The 20,581-nt window shown below is 62.4% G+C and carries 19 protein-coding genes; 12 read left to right on the forward strand and 7 right to left on the reverse strand.

Translation table 11 applies throughout. The features are described from left to right. The first annotated feature begins 12 nt into the window (after nt 1–12). Nucleotides 13–1,380, forward strand: a complete 1,368-nt coding sequence (locus tag ACZ445_RS19325; protein ID WP_464707457.1) for an NAD(P)-dependent oxidoreductase — start codon at nt 13–15, stop codon at nt 1,378–1,380. Next, on the forward strand, nt 1,380–2,654 hold the full coding sequence (gene preA, locus ACZ445_RS19330; RefSeq protein WP_179028243.1) for an NAD-dependent dihydropyrimidine dehydrogenase subunit PreA: 1,275 nt from the start codon (nt 1,380–1,382) through the stop codon (nt 2,652–2,654). Before ACZ445_RS19325 ends, preA begins: the two co-directional genes overlap by 1 nt. A gap of 111 nt (nt 2,655–2,765) precedes the next feature. Here preA and ACZ445_RS19335 read toward each other — a convergent pair whose 3' ends face one another. Beyond that, complete coding sequence (locus ACZ445_RS19335; protein WP_025854871.1) at nt 2,766–3,386, reverse strand: TetR/AcrR family transcriptional regulator; 621 nt, start codon at nt 3,384–3,386, stop codon at nt 2,766–2,768. A 143-nt stretch (nt 3,387–3,529) separates the two neighbouring features. Here ACZ445_RS19335 and ACZ445_RS19340 point away from each other — a divergent pair, with 143 nt between their 5' ends. The 10 genes from ACZ445_RS19340 (at nt 3,530) to ACZ445_RS19385 (ending at nt 12,425) form a co-directional block, all read left to right on the forward strand. After that, entirely contained in the window at nt 3,530–3,973 is a 444-nt protein-coding gene (locus ACZ445_RS19340; RefSeq protein WP_058426823.1) for a GNAT family N-acetyltransferase, read from the forward strand. A gap of 18 nt (nt 3,974–3,991) precedes the next feature. After that, the gene (copC, locus tag ACZ445_RS19345; RefSeq protein ID WP_058426824.1) at nt 3,992–4,357 is read left to right on the forward strand and encodes a copper homeostasis periplasmic binding protein CopC; all 366 of its coding nucleotides are present in this window, start codon (nt 3,992–3,994) and stop codon (nt 4,355–4,357) included. Between the two features lie 3 nt (nt 4,358–4,360). Then, complete coding sequence (copD, locus tag ACZ445_RS19350) at nt 4,361–5,218, forward strand: copper homeostasis membrane protein CopD (protein ID WP_464707458.1); 858 nt, start codon at nt 4,361–4,363, stop codon at nt 5,216–5,218. Between the two features lie 238 nt (nt 5,219–5,456). Then, nucleotides 5,457–6,719, forward strand: a complete 1,263-nt coding sequence (locus ACZ445_RS19355) for an OprD family porin (RefSeq protein ID WP_058426826.1) — start codon at nt 5,457–5,459, stop codon at nt 6,717–6,719. Nucleotides 6,720–6,925: 206 nt separating this feature from the next. After that, nucleotides 6,926–7,750, forward strand: a complete 825-nt coding sequence (locus ACZ445_RS19360) for an NAD-dependent epimerase/dehydratase family protein (protein WP_179028240.1) — start codon at nt 6,926–6,928, stop codon at nt 7,748–7,750. Nucleotides 7,751–7,753: 3 nt separating this feature from the next. Next, a complete protein-coding gene (locus ACZ445_RS19365) occupies nt 7,754–8,629 on the forward strand; it encodes an SMP-30/gluconolactonase/LRE family protein (protein WP_058426828.1) in 876 nt (291 codons plus the stop codon). Between the two features lie 51 nt (nt 8,630–8,680). Continuing rightward, the gene (locus tag ACZ445_RS19370) at nt 8,681–9,643 is read left to right on the forward strand and encodes a TRAP transporter substrate-binding protein (protein WP_058426829.1); all 963 of its coding nucleotides are present in this window, start codon (nt 8,681–8,683) and stop codon (nt 9,641–9,643) included. 64 nt (nt 9,644–9,707) lie between these two features. Then, on the forward strand, nt 9,708–10,235 hold the full coding sequence (locus ACZ445_RS19375) for a TRAP transporter small permease (RefSeq protein WP_058426830.1): 528 nt from the start codon (nt 9,708–9,710) through the stop codon (nt 10,233–10,235). Nucleotide 10,236: 1 nt separating this feature from the next. Next, nucleotides 10,237–11,517, forward strand: coding sequence for a TRAP transporter large permease (locus ACZ445_RS19380; protein ID WP_058426831.1), 1,281 nt, complete (start codon nt 10,237–10,239; stop codon nt 11,515–11,517). Further along, nucleotides 11,517–12,425 (forward strand): aldose 1-epimerase, encoded by a 909-nt coding sequence (locus tag ACZ445_RS19385; RefSeq protein WP_464707459.1) that lies wholly within the window; start codon nt 11,517–11,519, stop codon nt 12,423–12,425. Before ACZ445_RS19380 ends, ACZ445_RS19385 begins: the two co-directional genes overlap by 1 nt. Before the next feature lie 55 nt (nt 12,426–12,480). Here ACZ445_RS19385 and ACZ445_RS19390 read toward each other — a convergent pair whose 3' ends face one another. From ACZ445_RS19390 to exaC, 6 genes are all read right to left on the reverse strand, one after another. Continuing rightward, complete coding sequence (locus tag ACZ445_RS19390) at nt 12,481–13,632, reverse strand: HlyD family secretion protein (RefSeq protein WP_464707460.1); 1,152 nt, start codon at nt 13,630–13,632, stop codon at nt 12,481–12,483. Then, on the reverse strand, nt 13,629–15,275 hold the full coding sequence (locus tag ACZ445_RS19395) for an MFS transporter (RefSeq protein WP_310863678.1): 1,647 nt from the start codon (nt 15,273–15,275) through the stop codon (nt 13,629–13,631). Before ACZ445_RS19395 ends, ACZ445_RS19390 begins: the two co-directional genes overlap by 4 nt. 839 nt (nt 15,276–16,114) lie before the next feature. After that, entirely contained in the window at nt 16,115–17,485 is a 1,371-nt protein-coding gene (locus ACZ445_RS19400) for an ATP-binding response regulator (protein WP_464693808.1), read from the reverse strand. Beyond that, nucleotides 17,469–18,632: an alcohol dehydrogenase-like regulatory protein ErcA gene (ercA, locus tag ACZ445_RS19405; RefSeq protein WP_464693809.1), complete on the reverse strand. Its 1,164-nt coding sequence runs from the start codon at nt 18,630–18,632 to the stop codon at nt 17,469–17,471. The genes ACZ445_RS19400 and ercA overlap by 17 nt, the downstream gene beginning before the upstream one ends. Nucleotides 18,633–18,736: 104 nt before the next feature. Then, nucleotides 18,737–18,808, reverse strand: coding sequence for a pyrroloquinoline quinone precursor peptide PqqA (gene pqqA / locus ACZ445_RS19410; RefSeq protein ID WP_010209364.1), 72 nt, complete (start codon nt 18,806–18,808; stop codon nt 18,737–18,739). 239 nt (nt 18,809–19,047) lie between these two features. Further along, the gene (gene exaC / locus ACZ445_RS19415; RefSeq protein WP_058427580.1) at nt 19,048–20,568 is read right to left on the reverse strand and encodes an acetaldehyde dehydrogenase ExaC; all 1,521 of its coding nucleotides are present in this window, start codon (nt 20,566–20,568) and stop codon (nt 19,048–19,050) included. Nucleotides 20,569–20,581 lie beyond the last annotated feature (13 nt).

Raw genomic sequence — 20,581 nt, forward strand, 5'->3', positions numbered from 1 at the left:
GAGGCCAACACCGTGATCCAGACCCTGACCCACCTCCCCCATCCCGTTGAGGATGGACCGACCCTCGCCAGCCATTTCACCGACCTGGCCCCCCCCCTCAACGCCCGCCAGGCCCAACTGGAAGCCTCGCGCTGCCTGTATTGCTACGACGCGCCCTGCGTGAACGCGTGCCCCAGCGAAATCGATATCCCGTCGTTCATCCGCAATATCCACACCGAAAACGTGCAAGGCGCGGCGCAGAAGATTCTCTCGGCCAACATCCTGGGCGGCAGTTGCGCGCGGGTGTGCCCCACTGAAATCCTGTGCCAGCAAGCCTGTGTGCGCAACAACGCCGAAGAATGCGCCCCGGTGCTGATCGGCCTGTTGCAACGCTACGCCATCGACAACGCCCACTTCAGCGAACACCCCTTCCAGCGCGCCGCGCCCACCGGCAAACGCATTGCCGTGGTCGGTGCCGGGCCTGCCGGACTGGCCTGCGCCCATCGCAGTGCGTTGCACGGCCATGACGTGGTGATCTTCGAAGCCCGGGAAAAAGCCGGTGGCCTGAATGAATACGGGATCGCCAAGTACAAACTGGTGGACGACTTTGCCCAGAAGGAGCTGGATTTCCTCTTGCAGATCGGCGGCATCGAGATCCGCCACGGCCAACGCCTGGGGGACAACCTCACGTTGAGCGAACTGCACCAGCAATTCGATGCGGTGTTCCTCGGCCTCGGCCTTGCCGCCAGCAAACAACTCGGTTTGCCGAATGAAGACGCGCCCGGCCTGCTCGCCGCCACCGACTATATCCGCGAACTGCGCCAAGCCGACGATCTCACCCAACTGCCGCTGGCCGACCGCTGCATCGTGCTCGGCGCGGGCAATACCGCCATCGACATGGCCGTGCAAATGGCCCGCCTCGGCGCCCGCGATGTGAACCTCGTATACCGCCGCGGCCTGGCGGACATGGGCGCCACCCACCACGAACAGGACATCGCCAAGGCCAATCAGGTACGCCTGCTGACCTGGGCCCAGCCCGAAGCCGTGCTGCTGGATGACCTGGGTCATGTACGCGGCATGCGCTTCCTGCGCACGCGCATGGAAAACGGCCGCCTGCACCCTACCGGTGAAACCTTCGAACTGGCCGCCGATGCAATCTTCAAGGCCATCGGCCAGGGTTTCGACAACGAGGCGCTGCACGACCCGCTGGCCGAGCAACTGCACCGCGTCGGCGAACGCATTTTCGTCGACGAGCAGCTGCGTACCAGTGTTCCCGGGGTGTACGCCGGTGGCGATTGCGTCAGCCTCGGCCAGGACCTCACCGTGCAGGCCGTGCAACACGGCAAGCTGGCCGCTGAAGCCATGCACGCCCAACTCATGCTGACTGTGGAGGCTGCGTAATGGCCGATCTCTCGATTGTGTTCGCCGGTATCAAGGCCCCCAACCCGTTCTGGCTGGCCTCCGCGCCGCCCACCGACAAGGCCTACAACGTGGTCCGTGCCTTTGAAGCCGGCTGGGGTGGCGTGGTGTGGAAAACCCTCGGCGAGGACCCGGCGGCGGTCAACGTGTCATCCCGCTACTCGGCGCACTACGGCGCCAACCGGGAAGTGCTGGGCATCAACAACATCGAGTTGATCACCGACCGCTCCCTGGAGATCAACCTGCGGGAAATCACCCAGGTGAAAAAGGACTGGCCCGACCGTGCGCTGATCGTGTCGCTGATGGTGCCGTGCGTCGAGGAATCCTGGAAAAACATCCTGCCGCTGGTTGAAGCCACCGGCTGCGACGGTATCGAGCTGAACTTCGGCTGCCCCCACGGCATGCCCGAACGCGGCATGGGCGCGGCGGTGGGCCAGGTACCGGAGTATGTGGAACAGGTGACGCGCTGGTGCAAGACCTACTGCTCGCTGCCGGTGATCGTCAAGCTCACGCCGAACATCACCGACATCCGCGTGGCGGCGCGAGCGGCGTACCGTGGCGGTGCGGATGCGGTGTCGCTGATCAACACCATCAACTCCATCACCAGCGTGGACCTGGAGCGCATGGTTGCCCTGCCGGTAGTCGGCACCCAGAGCACCCACGGCGGTTACTGCGGTTCGGCGGTAAAGCCGATTGCGCTGAACATGGTCGCCGAAATCGCCCGCGACCCACAGACCCAGGGCCTGCCGATCTGCGGCATAGGCGGCATCGGCAACTGGCGCGATGCGGCGGAGTTCGTCGCCCTGGGCTGCGGCGCGGTGCAGGTGTGCACGGCGGCGATGCTGCATGGGTTTCGGATTGTGGAAGAGATGAAGGACGGGCTATCGCGCTGGATGGACAGCCAAGGCTACAAAAGCTTGCAGGAATTTTCCGGACGGGCGGTGGGTAATACGACCGATTGGAAGTACCTGGATATCAACTACCAGGTGATTGCCAAGATCGATCAGGCTGCCTGCATTGGCTGCGGGCGTTGCCATATTGCCTGTGAGGATACGTCGCACCAGGCCATTGCCAGCCTGAAACAGGCCGATGGCACGCATAAATATGAGGTGATTGATGATGAGTGCGTGGGCTGCAATCTGTGTCAGATCACCTGCCCTGTGGCCGATTGCATCGAGATGGTGCCGATGGACACGGGCAAGCCGTTTTTGAATTGGACGCAGGATCCGAGGAATCCCTACCGGGAGGCTGTGTAGGCCTTTAGACCGCCATCGGGGGCAAGCCCCCTCCCACACGTTGATTTATGAACATATTCAAAAATGTGGGAGGGGGCTTGCCCCCGATGAGGCCCTCAGCCCCAACAAAGATCAAGGCTCCAACCCAATCCCCCGCAAAATCACACTGGTCACCGTCTGGATCGCCTTCTCGAACTGCATATCCGACAACGGCTGGTGATCATTCAAGATTTTCACCTGGTGATCAAAGTCCGCATAGTGCTGGGTCGAGGCCCAGATCATGTATAGCAGGCTCGACGGCTCCACCGGCAGGATGCGCTTGTCCTCCACCCATTGGCGAATCTTCGCTTCCTTCATCTTGGCCCAGTCGTACAGGCTTTCATCCAGCGCCTCACCGAGGGTCGGCGCGCCGTGGATGATTTCGTTGGCCCAGACTTTCGAACCATACGGCCGCGTGCGCGAGCGCTGCATCTTGGCGCGGATGTAGCTGCTGAGCACCACCCGGGGGTCATCGAAGGTCTCGAAGCTCAGGGCGTCCTGCTTCCACACTTCCAGCAGGTCGAACAGCACCGCGCTGTACAGCTCGCTCTTGGTAGTGAAGTAGTAATGCAGGTTGGAGCGCGGCAGTTGCACTTCTTCAGCAATGTCGGCCATGGCGGTGCTGCCATAGCCTTTTTCGGCGAAGATTTTCTCCGCAGCCAGCAGGATTTTTTCGACGTTGACCCGGCGAATTCCGATCTTGTGATTGCCCATAAGGGCTCCCTGACAACAACTTGGCTTAAAGACTACCATCGGCTCTAGATCGCGGCGACAGGCCATGGTGAAACTTCTGACGCTAACCTTTCCCACGGAAATCGGATTGGTTAGGATCGCGGTCCCCATGAAGGATCATTGCAATGACTATTCGACCTCGTGTGGCCACCGACGACCCCGTGCTGGGAGCACTGTGGGAACGCTCGGTGCGCGCCACCCATGACTTCCTCCCCGAGGATGACATTCAACGTTTGCTGCCCCTGGTACGCGACACCTACCTGCCGATGCCTGCCCTGGAAGTGTGGGTGTATGAAGATCAACAAGGCATCGCCGGTTTTATCGGTACCGGCGGGAACAATGTGGAGATGCTGTTTATCGACCCCGAGCGTCGTGGCCAGGGCATCGGTCGCCAGTTGCTGGACCACGCCCGTGCCCGTCACGAGACCCTCACCGTCGACGTAAACGAACAAAACCCACAAGCCGTGGGGTTCTACCTGCACTATGGTTTTATCCAGGTCGCGCGCTCGCCGCTGGATGGCGAAGGCAAGCCCTTTCCCTTGCTGCACATGGCTCTACCGACTCCCTGACCCCGAAGGTATTGAACAATGTTGATCAAGAAAAGCCTCACCACCCTCGCCCTGCTCGCCTCATTGCTCGGTGCCTCGGCGGCGTTTGCCCACGCCCACCTCAAGGCTGCGGAGCCAGCGGCCGACAGCAGCGTCGCTGCGCCCAAGGACCTGCGCCTGACCTTCAGCGAAGGCGTCGAAGCCACCTTCACCAAGGTGTCGCTGAGCAAGGACGGCACCGAAATCGCGATCAAGGGCCTGGAAACACCGGACGCCGACAAGAAAGTGCTGGTGGTCACCCCGGCCGCCCCGTTGGCCGCCGGCACCTACAAAGTGGTGTGGAACGCGGTCTCGGTCGACACCCACAAGAGCAATGGCGAATACAGCTTCAAGGTCGGCCAGTAACCCATGGCGACCCTGCTGGTGCTGTGCCGCTTCGTGCATTTCAGCGTCGTGTTGTTGATGTTCGGGGCCAGTGTATTCAGGCCCTGGCTGCTCGGCGCTGCACCGCAACCGGCGCTGGACCGGCAACTTGAGCGGATCGCCCGTGGCCTGGCCTGGCTGGGCCTGGGCTCCGGCCTGGCCTGGCTGTTACTGATCACCGCGAGCATGGCCGGCAGTTGGGACGCAGCGCTGCAGCCGGCCACGGTGCAGTTGGTGCTGGGCAAGACCTTCTTCGGCCAGGTGTGGGTGTGGCACCTGTTGCTGAACCTGCTGCTGGTGATGGTGCTGGTCAAACCCTGGCCGATGGTGCGCCTGCCAGTGATCGCGCTGCTGCTGGCCACACTGGCACCGGTCGGCCATGGCGCCATGCTGGACGGGCTCAGCGGCAGATTGCTGATCCTCAATCAGGTGGTGCACCTGGTGTGTGTCGGTGCCTGGCTCGGCGGGTTGCTGCTGTTGGTGTTGATCCTGCGCCAATCCCGGCATATTGCGCTGGAGCCGATCCTGCGACGCTTCAGCGGTGTGGGTTACGGCCTGGTTGCCGGTTTGCTGGTGACTGGCTTGATCAACGTGCGTGTACTCACCGGGCAGCTGTGGCCTACACCGTTGTTCAACGGGTTCGCCCTGATCCTGTTGATCAAGGTGTTGCTGGTGCTGGGTATGTTGGCCCTGGCGCTGCTGAACCGACTGCGGATCGAGCGTTGTGAAGAGCGCCTGGGCAGCCTAAAGGCCAGTGTGAAGCTGGAGTGGGTGCTGGGGATTGCCGCCGTCGCTGCCGTTTCCCTCCTGGGCACCTTGCCGCCGATGCTCATGATTGACTGAAACACACCGTCAAAGGTGGGAGGGGGCTTGCCCCCGATTGCGGTGTGTCAGCAGGTAAATAGGCTGCTGATTCACCATCATCGGGGGCAAGCCCCCTCCCACATTGACCGTCCACACCGAGCAGGTCATCGTATAACTTATGCTTGACAACGCCTGAAAACCTCGCAAATATCGCACCAAATGTTGTACGACAACGTATGACAAATAATAAAAACAACAAAAGAAAGGGAGCTTCACTGTGAGTTCACTCGCCCGCAATTCCTGCGTCCGCCTGGGTTTTATCGGTCTCGGCAGCCTGGCCTTCACCCTTCCCCTCAACGCCCATGCCGAAGGCTTCGTCGACGATGCCAAAGCCACGCTCAACCTGCGCAACGCCTACTTCAACCGCAACTTCACCAACCCGAGCAACCCTCAGGGCAAGGCCGAAGAGTGGACGCAGAACTTCATCCTCGATGCCAAGTCCGGCTACACCACAGGCACGGTGGGCTTCGGCATTGATGTGCTGGGCCTGTATTCCCAAAAGCTCGACGGCGGTAAAGGCACTGGCGGTACGCAGTTGCTGCCGATCCACAGCGATGGCCGCCCGGCCGATAACTTCGGGCGCCTGGGTGTGGCGCTGAAAACCAAGCTGTCGAAGACCGAGCTGAAAGTCGGCGAATGGATGCCGGTGCTGCCGATCCTGCGCTCCGACGATGGCCGCTCCCTGCCCCAGACCTTCCGTGGCGGCCAGGTCACGTCCAATGAGATCGCCGGCCTGACCCTCTACGGCGGGCAATTTCGCGGCAACAGCCCGCGCAACGACGCGAGCATGGAAGACATGTTCATGAACGGCAAAGCCGCGTTCACCTCCGACCGTTTCAATTTCGGTGGCGGCGAATACAGCTTCAACGACAAGCGCACCCAGGTCGGTGTGTGGTACGCCGAACTCACCGACATCTATCAGCAACAGTATTTCAACCTGACCCACAGCCAACCCGTGGGCGACTGGACCCTGGGCGCCAACCTTGGCTTTTTCACCGGCAAGGAAGACGGCAGCGCGCTGGCTGGCGACCTCGACAACAAGACCGCCTTCGCCCTCCTCTCGGCCAAGTACAACGGCAACACCTTCTATGTGGGCCTGCAGAAACTCACCGGCGACAGCGTGTGGATGCGGGTCAACGGCACCAGTGGCGGCACCCTGGCCAACGACAGCTACAACGCCAGCTACGACAACGCCAAGGAGAAATCCTGGCAGGTGCGCCATGACTTCAACTTCGTGGTGCTCGGCATTCCGGGGCTGACCCTGATGAACCGCTACATCAGCGGCAGCAACGTGCACACCGGGGCGATCACCGATGGCAAGGAATGGGGACGCGAATCGGAGCTGGCCTACACCGTACAGAGCGGTGCACTGAAGGACTTGAACGTGCGCTGGCGCAACTCGACCATGCGTCGGGATTTCAGCAATAACGAGTTCGACGAGAACCGGCTGTTCATTAGCTACCCGATTTCACTGCTCTAAAGGTGACAGAAGCAGTGCGACGATTCGCACTTGCCCCCCCGTGGCGGCGGACCAGAGGCATATCTGCTGCCTGACACACTGCCATCGGGGGCAAGCCCCCTCCCACATTTGAGCAATGCCAGCCTGAAGGGCGTTGACAAGCCTGGGAATCAATAACGATACTTCCGCAAAGTCATACGACAACCTACAACAACAATGGAACCTACATGACCACCCTCACCACCCCGCCCGTTCCATTCAACCGCTTGCTGCTCACCGGTGCCGCCGGCGGCCTCGGCAAAGTTCTGCGCGAACGCCTGCGGCCCTACGCCCACGTGCTGCGCCTGTCGGATATTGCCAACATGGCGCCGGCTGCCGACGCGTCCGAAGAAGTGCAGACCTGCGACCTCTCCGACAAGCAAGCCGTGCACCACCTGGTGGAAGGCGTCGACGCCATCCTGCATTTCGGCGGCGTATCGGTTGAGCGTTCGTTCGAAGAAGTGCTCGGCGCCAATATCTGCGGGATTTTCCATATCTACGAAGCCGCCCGCCGCCACGGCGTGAAGCGTGTGATCTTCGCCAGTTCCAACCACGTGATCGGCTTCTACAAGCAGGGCGAACAGCTCGACGCCCACTCGCCACGCCGCCCGGACAGCTACTACGGCTTGTCCAAGTCCTACGGCGAAGACATGGCCAGTTTCTACTTCGACCGCTATGGCATCGAGACCGTGAGCATCCGCATCGGCTCGTCCTTCCCGGAGCCGCAGAACCGCCGCATGATGCACACCTGGCTGAGTTTCGATGACCTGACCCAACTGCTCGAACGCGCCTTGTACACGCCCAACGTCGGCCACACCGTGGTGTATGGCATGTCGGATAACCTCGACACCTGGTGGGACAACCGCTACGCCGCCCACCTGGGCTTTGCGCCCAAGGACAGCTCCGAAGTGTTCCGCGCCCAGGTCGAAACCCAGCCGCCCGTGGCTGCCGATGACCCGGCCAAGGTCTACCAGGGCGGCGCATTCTGCGCGGCCGGCCCCTTCGGCGATTGACCCATGAACGCCGAATTGATTGTCGACGCCCGCAACGCCGTGGGCGAATGCCCGGTGTGGGTGCCCGAGGAGAACGCGCTGTACTGGGTAGATATTCCCAATGGCGGCCTGCAACGCTGGAACGCCGCGACCGGCCATCTGGCCGCCTGGAAAGCCCCGCAGATGCTCGCGTGTATCGCCCGCACCGATGCGGGCAATTGGGTTGCCGGCATGGAAAGCGGCTTTTTCCAGCTCACTGCGTACAATGACGGCAGCCTCGACTCCACGCCGTTGGCCAGTGTCGAACATCCCCGCGCCGACATGCGCCTGAACGACGGCCGCTGTGATCGCCAGGGCCGCTTCTGGGCCGGCAGCATGGTGCTGAACATGGGCTTGAATGCGCCCGAGGGCATCCTCTATCGCTACGCATCCGGCGCCGCGCCCCATGCACAACTGGACGGCTTCATCACCCTCAACGGCCTGGCGTTCAGCCCCGATGGTCGCACGATGTACGCCTCGGACTCACACCCCTTGGTGCAACAGATCTGGGCCTTCGACTACGACATCGACACCGGCACGCCCTCCAACCGTCGCGTCTTCGTGGACATGCACAATTACCTCGGTCGCCCCGACGGCGCGGCGGTAGACGCCGACGGCTGCTACTGGATCTGCGCCAACGACGCCGGCCTGATCCACCGTTTCACCCCCGACGGCCGCCTCGACCGTTCCCTCACCGTACCGGTGAAAAAACCCACCATGTGCGCCTTCGGCGGCAGCCGCCTGGACACCCTGTTCGTCACCTCGATCCGTGACGACCAGAGTCCCCAGTCGCTGTCCGGCGGCGTGTTCGCCCTCAACCCCGGCGTTGTCGGATTGCCGGAGCCCACGTTCACCCTCTAGCTGCATCGCTGTGCCTTGAATACAACAATAACAAGACAGGAATGAACCCCCATGGACTTCAAACGCACCTTGCTCGCCGCTGCATGCTTCTCCCTCGCCAGCGCCGCCCACGCCCTGGAAATCAAGTTCGCCGACATCCACCCCGCCGGCTACCCCACCGTCGTTGCCGAAGAAAACATGGGCAAGGCCCTGACCAAGGAAAGCAACGGCGAACTGACCTTCAAGTACTTCCCCGGCGGTGTGCTGGGCTCCGAGAAAGAAGTGGTCGAACAGGCCCAGGTCGGCGCGGTCCAGATGACCCGTGTCAGCCTCGGTATCGTCGGCCCGGTGGTGCCGGACGTGAATGTGTTCAACCTGCCGTTCGTGTTCCGTGACCAGGCGCACATGCGCAAGGTCATCGACGGCGAGATCGGCGATGAGATCCTTGCCAAGATCACCGATTCGGAATTCGGCCTGGTGGCCCTGGCCTGGATGGACGGCGGCACGCGCAACCTCTACACCAAGAAACCGGTGCGCAAGCTCGAAGACCTCAAGGGCATGAAGATCCGCGTGCAAGGCAACCCGTTGTTCATCGAAGCCTTCAATGAAATGGGGGCCAACGGCATTGCCATGGACACCGGCGAGATCTTCAGCGCCCTGCAGACCGGGGTGATCGACGGTGCGGAAAACAACCCGCCGACCCTGCTCGAACACAACCATTTCCAGAACGCCAAGTACTACACCCTCACCGAACACCTGATCCTGCCCGAGCCCATCGTGATGTCGAAAATCACCTGGAACAAGCTCACCCCCGCCCAGCAGGACATGGTGAAGAAAGCCGCCAAGGCCGCCCAGGCGGACGAACGCGTGCTGTGGGACGCCAAGTCCGCCAGCAGCGAAACCAAGCTCAAGGCCGCCGGCGTGGAGTTCATCACCGTCGACAAAAAGCCCTTCTATGACGCCACCGCGCCGGTTCGCGCCAAATACGGCGCGGCTTACGCCGACATCATCAAGCGTATCGACGCCGTCCAGTAACGCCCTCCTTCTCTAGCAAGGCCCGGCGCGGTCGGTATCGACGCGCCCGGTTACGGTGAACGCCATGAAGAATTTACTGCTGCGCATCAACGACCGCCTGTACATGACCTGCATCTGGGTCGCCGGCCTCTCGGTACTGGGGGTTGCGCTGATCATCCCCTGGGGCATCTTCGCCCGCTACGTCCTCGGCACCGGCGCCAGTTGGCCGGAACCCACCGCCATCCTGCTGATGCTGATCTTCACGTTCATCGGCGCCGCCGCCAGCTACCGCGCCGGCGCGCATATGTCGGTGGCGGTGGTAACTGACCGCCTGCCGCCACGCCAACGCCACATCGCCGGCATCGTCGCGCAATTGCTGATGGCGACCATCTGCCTGTTCATGGCCGTGTGGGGCACCAAGTTGTGCCTGTCCACCTGGAACCAGTTCATGAGCGCCATCCCCACACTGCGCGTGGGCATCACCTATATGCCGATTCCCATCGGCGGGCTGCTGACCCTGGTGTTCGTGCTGGAAAAACTCCTGCTCGGCGACCAGAGCCAGCGGCGCGTGGTGCGGTTCGACCTGGTGGAAGAAAACGAAGGGGCTGCCTGACATGGATGCATTGATTCTGTTGGGCAGTTTTATCGCCTTGATCCTGCTGGGCATGCCAGTGGCCTACGCCCTGGGGATGTCGGCACTGATCGGCGCGTGGTGGATCGACATCCCGTTCCAGGCCCTGATGATCCAGGTGGCCGGGGGCGTGAACAAGTTTTCGCTGATGGCGATTCCGTTCTTTGTACTGGCCGGGGCGATCATGGCCGAGGGCGGCATGTCACGTCGTCTGGTGGCGTTTGCCGGGGTGCTCGTGGGTTTTGTGCGCGGCGGCCTGTCCCTCGTCAATATCATGGCCTCGACGTTTTTCGGCGCCATCTCCGGCTCCTCCGTGGCCGATACCGCCTCGGTCGGCTCGGTGCTGATTCCGGAAATGGAGCGCCGTGGGTATCCACGGGAATTTGCCACTGCCGTGACCGTCAGCGGTTCAGTGCAGGCGTTGCTGACGCCGCCCAGCCATAACTCAGTGCTCTACTCCCTGGCCGCCGGCGGCACGGTGTCCATTGCCTCGCTGTTCATGGCCGGCGTGGTGCCGGGCCTGTTGATGAGCGCTTGCCTGATGGTGCTGTGCCTGATCTTCGCGAAAAAGCGCAACTACCCCAAGGGCGAAGTCATCCCCCTGAAGCAGGCGCTGAAGATCGCCGCCGATGCCCTGTGGGGCCTGATGGCCATGGTGATCATCCTCGGCGGCATCCTCTCGGGCATCTTCACCGCCACCGAATCGGCCGCGATTGCCGTGCTGTGGGCGTTCTTCGTGACCATGTTCATCTACCGCGACTACAAATGGCGCGAGCTGCCCAAGCTGATGCACCGCACGGTGCGCACCATTTCCATCGTGATGATCCTGATCGCCTTCGCCGCCAGCTTCGGCTACATCATGACCCTGATGCAGATCCCGGCGAAGATCACCACGGCGTTCCTGACCCTGTCGGACAACCGCTATGTGATCCTGATGTGCATCAACGTCATGCTGCTGTTGCTCGGCACGGTGATGGACATGGCGCCGCTGATCCTGATCCTCACGCCGATCCTGCTGCCGGTGGTGCTCGGGCTGGGTGTCGATCCGGTGCACTTCGGCATGATCATGCTGGTCAACCTCGGCATCGGCCTGATCACCCCACCGGTGGGTGCGGTGCTGTTCGTGGGCGCCGCGGTGGGCAAGGTGAGCATCGAAAAAACCGTGAAGGCGCTGCTGCCGTTCTATGCCGTGCTGTTCCTGATCCTGATGGCGGTGACCTACATTCCGGCGCTGTCGTTGTGGCTGCCAAGCGTGGTGCTGTGATGCTGATTGAACTGGAAGACAACCTGACCCACCTCACCCTGGCCCCGGCCGTGGGTGGGAGCATCGTCAATTGGCGCGTACGGGCCAGCGGCCAGCCATTGTTGCGCCACAGCGACCAACAGGCCCTGGACACGAGCCTGCCGGGCAAGCTCGGCTGCTATCCCCTGGCGCCCTGGTCCAACCGGATCGCCGAAGGGGGTTTCGATAACCCCGACGGCTGGCTGGCCCTCACGCCGAACAGCCTGACCGACCCACTGCCCATTCATGGGTCGGCCTGGCAACAGGCGTGGCAGGTAGTCAGCCAGTCGGCGGATGAAGTGGTGCTGGAACTGGTGTGCGACACACCGTTCGCCTATCGCGCCGAACAGCGGTTTTGCTTGCGTGACGGTGAACTGAGCATCACGTTACGGGTGACCCATCTGGCGGACAAACCCGCGTGGCATGGCGTGGGATTGCATCCCTACCTGCCACGCACACCGCAAACGCGGTTGCAGGCCAAGGCCTCGCAGGTGTGGATGAGTGACGCGTCAAAACTGCCCACAGGGCTGGCACCGGTGCCAGCTGACTGGGATTTCCAGACATTGAAGACCTTGCCGGAAGGCCTGGTGGACAATGGCTTTTGCCAGTGGGACGGACATTGCCGGATCGAGCAACCGGAGCTGGGCTATGCCTTGGAATGCCAGGCCACCGGCGCCGACTACTTCCTGCTGTACTGCCCGCCGGGGCTGGGGTTCTTTTGCATCGAACCGGTGAGTCATCCGGTGAATGCCCATCACCTGGCGGGGCGGCCGGGCCTGAAACTGCTGGAACACAATCAGTCGGTAGAACTCAATTTCAAGCTGAAATACATCCAACATGTGGGAGGGGGCTTGCCCCCGATGGCTGAGTGTCAGGCAACAGATGTTTGACTGATAAACCGCTATCGGGGGCAAGCCCCCTCCCACAATTTTGATTTGCGTTGTGTCAGGGTGGAGAGTTTTTCAGGCGCCCAGCCGTGTCGATACTGACGACTACCGACAACCCCGGCCGCAACCGCTCGCTCTCGATCTGGTCCGGGTCCACCGTGATCCGCACCGGCACGCGCTGGGCGATCTTCACGAAGTTGCCGGTGGCATTGTCCGCCTGCAACAGGCTGAACTCCGACCCGGTGGCCGGGGAAATATGCTGCACCGTACCGTGGAATTTGCGGTGGTTCAGCGCGTCCACCGTGAAGGTCACCGGCTGGCCGACCTGCACGTTGTCCATCTGGGTTTCCTTCATGTTGGCGATCACCCACAGCTGCGGCGGCACCAGCGCCATCAGCTGCGCACCGGAGTTGACGTAGGCCCCCAGGCGCACGCCAATCTGCCCCAACTGACCATCACGCGGCGCGGTGATGCGGGTGTTGGACAGGTCGATGCGCGCCAGCTCCACGGCTGCCTCGGCACTCGCCACGGCGGCTTCCAGGGAGCCACGGTTGACGATCACCGTCTGCAGGTCCTGCCGCGCGATTTCCAGGCTGGCCTGGGCCTGGGCCACGGCGGCGATGGTCTGCGCATTGGCGGCGCGGGTCACGTCCAGCTCGCGTTTGGACACCGAGCCGTCGCTGATCAATTCTTCATTGCGGCGTAAATCGGCCGTGCTTTTACGTGCTTGTGCCTGGCTGTCCACCAAGGCCGCCTGGCGCAACTTGATCGTCGCTTCAGCGCTGTTGCGCTGCTGCACCACATTTGCCAACGAGGCCTTCTGCACCGCCAGTTGCGCCAGCGCCTGGTCCAGTCGCTGCTTGTAGATACGGTCGTCGAGGCGCACCAGCAGGTCGCCGGCCTTGACGTGTTGGAAGTCCTGCACCGGCACTTCGAACACATAGCCGCTCAGTTGCGGCCCGATAATCGTCACCTGCCCACGCACCAGGGCGTTCTCGGTGGTTTCCACGGCGCTGCTGAACGGCGGCAATTGCCAGGCATACAACACGATCAGCACCCCGACAATGGCAATCGCGGCAAACCCCAGCGATGAGACGATGCGCACCCGCAGGGAGCGTGGCTCGGTGACCGAGGCGCCGGGCGGCGTGGTGCCTTCCGGAGTGGAGGCGATGGCGTTGGTGGTCGTGGTGGTGGAAGTCGGTTCGGTCATGAAGAAGCGCCGCTGGGTTGAACGGGAGGGGCTGCTGTTTTGGTCGTGCTCATCAGCCACAGGCTGCGGATAAAGATCCAGATCATGGTCAGTATCGCGATGATCGCGATCAGCATGAAGACATCGTTGTAGGCCATCACGTTCGCCTCACGGGTCGCCGCCGTAGCCAGGCTGCGAATGCCCATGAGGTTGCGCAACTCGGGGTCGGCGACATTGCCGCCATAGGCCGAACCGCCGCTTTGCACCCGCGCGGCCACACGCGGGTCGAGCAGGGTCAGGTGCTCGACGATCATGCTGGAGTGGTATTTCTCGCGCACGATCTGGAACGTGCCCAGCAACGCCGCGCCAATCAGGCCGCCGAGGTTCTGGCAGATACCGAACATCACCGAGAAACTCACCAGGTTGCGCGGGTTGGTCAGCACGTTCTTCGTGCCCAATACCATGGTCGGGCCCAGGAAGAACGTACCGCCGAAGCCTAGCAGGAACTGGCTGATATACAGGTTCTGCGGCCGGGTCAGGTTGCTGGAAAAACTGTCCATCACCGACCCGGTGGCCATCAGTGCCAGGGAAATCACCAGCGGCATCAGCAAGTGCGCCGGGTTGATGGTCAACGCACTGACCGCCAATCCGGCAATCGCCCCGGCCAGCATCACCACGTACAGCGTGTGCATCTGCTGGTAGCTCATGTTCAACATCTGCATGAACCCCACGGCGCCGGTGGACTGCTCGGACAGCACCATGCGGATCAGGATCACTGCCAGCGCCAGGCGGATCATCACGCCGCTACCCAGCCAGCGGGTCATCAGCATCGGGTTGGCGCGGTTATGCTCGATGGCCAGGCCGGCCATGATCAGCACCAGCGAACAGGCCGACGCGATGCCGATCCACGGCGCTTCCAGCCACCAGTCGATGCGCCCCAGGGAGAGCACGGCGCAGAGCAACGCGACACCGGTGGCAAGGATGGCGAAGGTGACGAAGTCGAGTTTTTCAAAGGTCTTGAAGCGGTCGCCGGGCGGCAACTTGAGCAGGAACACGCAGCCCAGGCAGATCAGCGCCAGGCCCAGCTCGAACAGATACAGCCCACGCCATTCGGCGATTTGCAGCAGGTCTTCGGAGAACAGTCGCGCCAATGGCAAGGCCAACTGCGCCGTGCCCAACCCCAGCACCAGGGACTTCAAGCGCCACTTGGCCGGGAAGGCCTGGATCATGTAGTACAAACCCAGCGAACTCAGCGCCGCCCCCACCATGCCGTGGGCTGCCCGCACCGCAATGGCCGAGCTGAGGTCGTTGACGAACAAGTGGCCGAAAGTCACCAGGGCGTACAGCACCAGGAACACCTCGGTAAATGCACGCAGCCCGAACTGCTGGCGGAACTTCACCAGCAGCAGGTTCATGCACACGTTGGTCATCACATAGGCGGCGGGCAGCCAGGCCATTTCGGCGGTGGTCGCACCCAGGGCGCCTTGCAGGTATTGCAGGTTGGCGATGACGAGCGCGTTGCCCAGACCGCCGGTGATCGCCACCAGCACGCCGACCATCGCGAAGAGCCAACGCTTGTGCGTCGGGTGCAACGGCGTCGACGGTGAGCCCGGCAGGCTCGGCCGCTCGTGGGGCTCCCAGGTATGGGGAGTGTATTTATTCATTCGGTGACCTTGATGACCCGACGTGGGAGGTCGGTAAAACCATTACTCAGGGAGTAGTAAACCTGAGTGGAGTTCATCTTGCCATGTTTGGCTGGGGCTGGATTGGGTGTATATCCGTTGCTGCGGTAACGGCGGCTATTGGTTCCGCCCTTACGGCGGCTCACTTTTGAAAAGCGTAAAAGTAAGCAAAACGCTCTTGCCCCAACACTCGGCACCTCGCCTAGGCTCGGTGTGCCCGTAATCCGACAGTGATTTGGGGGGCCGCCTAAGATCAAAATCAAAAGCAGATCAAAAGCCAGAGCTAGAGCCAGAGCCAGGCCAGACCAGGCCAGGCCAGGCCAGGCCAGGCCAGAGCAAACCACCCGTCAACTGATACATGAAGATCAAACTGTGGGAGGGGGCTTGCCCCCGATGGCGGTGTGTCAGCCAACTCATCAGTGACTGACACACTGCCATCGGGGGCAAGCCCCCTCCCACACTTTGACCGAGTACCGGCCATTCAATCCGGTCGGCTCTAAGGCCGCCGCGCTCCTGCTTTTGATCTGGGGCGCCCCGTCAAACACGCTGGCCGAACGCAGGCTTGAATCCGTGGGTAACCCGGCAGGACGCCGGGTTAGCCGCCCCGCGCCATGGATGGCGCGTGGCGGCGGCCCACGGATTGAAGCCGGAGTGAGGGCATGCCGAGCCTAGGCGAGGCACCGAGTGTTGGGGCGAAGCGTTTTTGGTTACTTTTTGCGCTCTTCAAAAAGTGACCCGCTGTAAGAGCGGAACCAATAGCCGCCGTTACCGAAGAAACGGATATGTACTCAACCTACCTACCTACCTACCTACCTACCTACCTACCCCAACAACTGACTCAACACCGCCCGCAACTTGCCGGGCTTGACCGGTTTATTCAGTAACGGCGCTTCCAGGCGACGCAGCGCACGGCGGCACTGGTCAGTGCGATCGGCGGTAACAATGACCGCCGGGATCTTGCAGGCGAAATGTTCGCGCAGGTGCTTGACCACCGTACACCCCACCACCCCATGGTCCAAGTGATAGTCCGCCAGAATCAACTCCGGCGCCCTGCCCTGCAACGCCACCAATGCCCCCGCCAGGTCAGTGGCCGTGACCACTTCGCACCCCCACTGCCCAAGCAATGCACTCATGCTTTCCAGGATGCTCACCTCATTGTCGATCACCAACAACCGCCGCCCCGGCAACGGGTTGCCCGTGGTCGGTTGCACCGGTAGTTGACTGATCGCCAGGGGCATCTCGGCACTCAGGGGCACTTCGATGCAGAACATCGACCCGCGCCCCGGCCAGGACCGCACCGCCACCGGGTAGCCGAGGATCTCGGCGATCCGCTCGACAATCGCCAGCCCCAGCCCCACGCCCTTGCGATCCGACGCACGCCCCACATCGAGCTGGTTGAACTCGAGGAAGATCGCCTCCAGCCGGTCCTCCGCAATCCCGCGCCCGGTGTCCCAGACTTCCAGGCGCAGGCAATCGCCGCGCTTACGTGCGCCCAACAGGATGCAGCCTTCGTCGGTATAGCGGCAGGCATTGCTGAGGAAGTTACGCAAAATCCGCGTCAGCAAGCGCAAGTCGGTGCTGATCGCATAGCAGCCCGTGTGCACCCGCAGGTTCAACCCCGCCGCCTGGGCCACCGACTGGAACTCCGAGACCAGCGGCGCGAACAGTTCGTCGAGGCGGTACAGCGCCACATCTGGCTTGACCGCCGCCTGGTCGAGCCGCGAGATATCCAGCAAGTCGGTAAGCAAGTCCTCGGCGCCCTCCAGTGCCTGATGCGTGCGTTCCACCAGCACCTGCTCGACGCTGGGCAACTGACGCTCGCGCAAGGTGGCGATCAACAAGCGTGCGGCGTTCAACGGTTGCAGCAGGTCGTGGCTGGCGGCCGCGAGGTATTTGTCCTTGCTGCGGTTGGCGGCCTGGGCGGCGTCGCGGGCGTCGCGCAGGTCCTGTTCGATCTGCTGGCGCTGGGCGATCTGCTGTTGCAGGTTGTGGTTGGCTTCCAGCAGTTCATCGGTGCGCGCGGCGACGCGTTGCTCCAGCTCGTCGTTGAGGCGGATGTAGCGCTTGCGCTCGGCCTCCAGTTCATCCAGCCGTGCAGTGAGTTCCGGGTAATGGCTCTTGCGCGCCGACTGGTCGCCCAGCCCCAATAACCCGGCGAGTGCGCGTTGCTGGTCGTCAGAGAGCTTCGCCATAGACGACCTCGACGTCACGCTGGCTCGACTCCCTCGGGTTGGTGAGGATGCACGGATCGCCCATCGCATGCTGGGACAGGAACGGAATATCCGCCACGCGCACGCCATGCAGGCCCAGGGTTTCGCGGAAGCCGATGGCATGCTTCAGCGCAATCAGGTGCTCCACCAACCGCCCGCAGATCTGCCGGTGGTTGAGGCCCCGGCAGTCGATGCCGAACGTCTCGGCAATCACCTTGAAACGCTCCGGCGCCGAGTTGTAGTTGAATGCCACCACATGCTCCACGAGTACCGCGTTGCACAGGCCATGGGGCAGGTCGAGGAAGCCGCCGAGGCTATGGGACATGGCGTGCACCGCGCCGAGGATCGCGTTGGAGAACGCAAGCCCGGCCTGCATGCTGCCGAGCATGATCTTCTCGCGCAGGGCAATGTCCGTGGGGTTGGCGATCATCTGCACCAGGTTGCCGTTGATCAGGCGCATTGCCTCCAGCGCATGGGGGTCGGTGAGTGGGCCGTGGCCGGTGGAAACGAACGCCTCGATGGCATGCACCAATGCGTCGATGCCGGTGCACGCGGACAGGAACGGGTCCATGCTGGCCGTGGTTTCCGGGTCGATCAGCGACACATCCGGCACCACCGCCTTGCTGACGATGGAAAACTTCATGCGTTCCTGCTGGTTGGAAATGATCACGAACTGCGAGACATCCGCCGAGGTGCCGGCGGTGGTGGGGATCAGGATCAGCGGCGGGCTGGGCACGCGAAGGGTGTCGACGCCTTCGAACTCAAGAATGCTGCGCCCGTGGGCGACCACAATGCCGATGGCCTTGCCGCAGTCCATGGGGCTGCCACCGCCGATGGCGACGATCACATCACAGTGATGTTCACGGTACACCTCGGCGCCGGTCATCACTTCTTCGACACGCGGATTGGGCGAGACGGCGCTGTACAGGCAGTAGTCGATGCCGAGGGCTTGCAGGCTGGCTTCCACATCGGCCACCCAACCGGCGGCGATCACGCCGGGGTCGCTGACCACCAGCACCTTGCGCGCGCCGAAGGTCTTGGCGTAGTTACCGACGTTGTGCCGGCAACCGGCTCCAAAGATGATTTCAGGCGAGACGAATTTACGCAGGAGGCTCAGATTTGGGCTCATTGGAAAGCCTGTTTTTATTATTTTGGAAGAATGCGCTCCACACTAACCGATCCGGCTGCGAATGCAATCAGACCAAAGAGGCATCCTTCCGACAGCACCCGCGATCAGCGGCTGGCGAAGTACATAGTGACTTCGAAGCCGATACGCAGGTCGGTAAACGCAGGTTTGGTCCACATGGGGGCAGTCCTCTGGTTGGGCCGGAAAATTCCGGTGGGGTCATTAATGCATGGGGGGATGGGGTCGCGAATGCTACTTTCGAACGATGCGGCGCCTGCATTGGTAGCGAATGTACGCCGATCAAAATGTGGGAGGGGGCTTGCCCCCGATGGCAGTGTGTCAGTCAACATGCAGGTCACTGGCATACCGCTATCGGGGGCAAGCCCCCTCCCACATTGAACAGCATTTCAAGTCAGGTCTAGAAGAAACCCAGCGGGTTGATGTCGTAGCTCACCAGCAGGTTCTTGGTCTGCTGGTAGTGGTCCAGCATCATCTTGTGGTTCTCACGCCCGACGCCCGACTTCTTGTACCCACCGAACGCCGCATGCGCCGGGTACAGGTGATAACAGTTGGTCCACACGCGACCCGCCTTGATCGCCCGGCCCATGCGGTAGGCGCGGTTGATGTCGCGGGTCCACAGGCCGGCGCCCAGGCCGAACTCGCTGTCATTGGCAATCGCCAGCGCTTCGGCTTCGTCCTTGAAGGTGGTCACGCCCACCACCGGCCCGAAGATTTCCTCCTGGAACACGCGCATCTTGTTGTGGCCCTTGAGCAGGGTGGGCTGGATGTAATAGCCGCTGGACAAGTCGCCTTCCAGGCGCTCGGCCGCGCCGCCGGTGAGCAGCACCGCGCCCTCTTCCTGGGCGATCTTGAGGTAGGACAGGATCTTGTCGTATTGCTGCTCCGAGGCCTGGGCGCCGACCATGGTCTCGGTGTCCAGCGGGTTGCCGCGCTTGATCTTGACGATCTTCTTCATCACTTCGGCCATGAACGGCTCGTAGATTGATTCCTGCACCAGCGCCCGCGACGGGCAGGTGCACACTTCGCCCTGGTTGAAGAACGCCAGCACCAGGCCTTCGGCGGCTTTCTCGATGAATTGCGGTTCGGCCTGCATGATGTCTTCGAAGAAGATGTTCGGCGACTTGCCGCCCAGCTCCACGGTGGACGGAATGATGTTCTCGGCCGCCGCGTGCATGATGTGCGCGCCTACCGGGGTGGAGCCGGTAAAGGCGATCTTGGCGATGCGCTTGCTGGTGGCCAGGGCCTCCCCGGCTTCGCGGCCAAAGCCCTGCACGATGTTCAGCACGCCGGGCGGCAGCAGGTCGCCGATCAGCTCGGCGAACACCATGATCGACAACGGCGTCTGCTCGGCCGGCTTGAGCACGATGCAGTTACCAGCGGCGAGTGCCGGCGCGAGTTTCCACGCCGCCATCAGCAACGGGAAGTTCCACGGGATGATCTGCCCAACCACGCCCAGCGGCTCATGGAAGTGATACGCCGCCGTATGCTCGTTGATCTCGGCGGCGCCGCCTTCCTGGGCGCGGATGCACCCGGCGAAGTAGCGGAAATGGTCGGCGGCCAGGGGCACGTCGGCGTTGAGGGTTTCGCGCACGGCCTTGCCGTTGTCCCAGGTCTCGGCCACGGCCAGCACTTCCAGGTGCTGCTCGATACGGTCGGCGATTTTCAGCAGCACCAGGGCGCGGTCCTGGGCCGAGGTCTTGCCCCAGGCATCGGCGGCGGCGTGGGCGGCGTCAAGGGCCTTATCGACATCGGCGGCGCTGGAACGCGGGAACTCGGCGATGACTTCACCAGTGACCGGCGAGGTATTGGTGAAGTACTCACCGTTGATCGGCGCGACAAACTCACCGCCGATGTAATTGCCGTAGCGCGGCTTGAAGCTGACGATGGCGCCGGGGGTGCCAGGTTGGGCGTAGATCATGGTGAGGCCTCTG

Source organism: Pseudomonas allii (assembly GCF_055380095.1).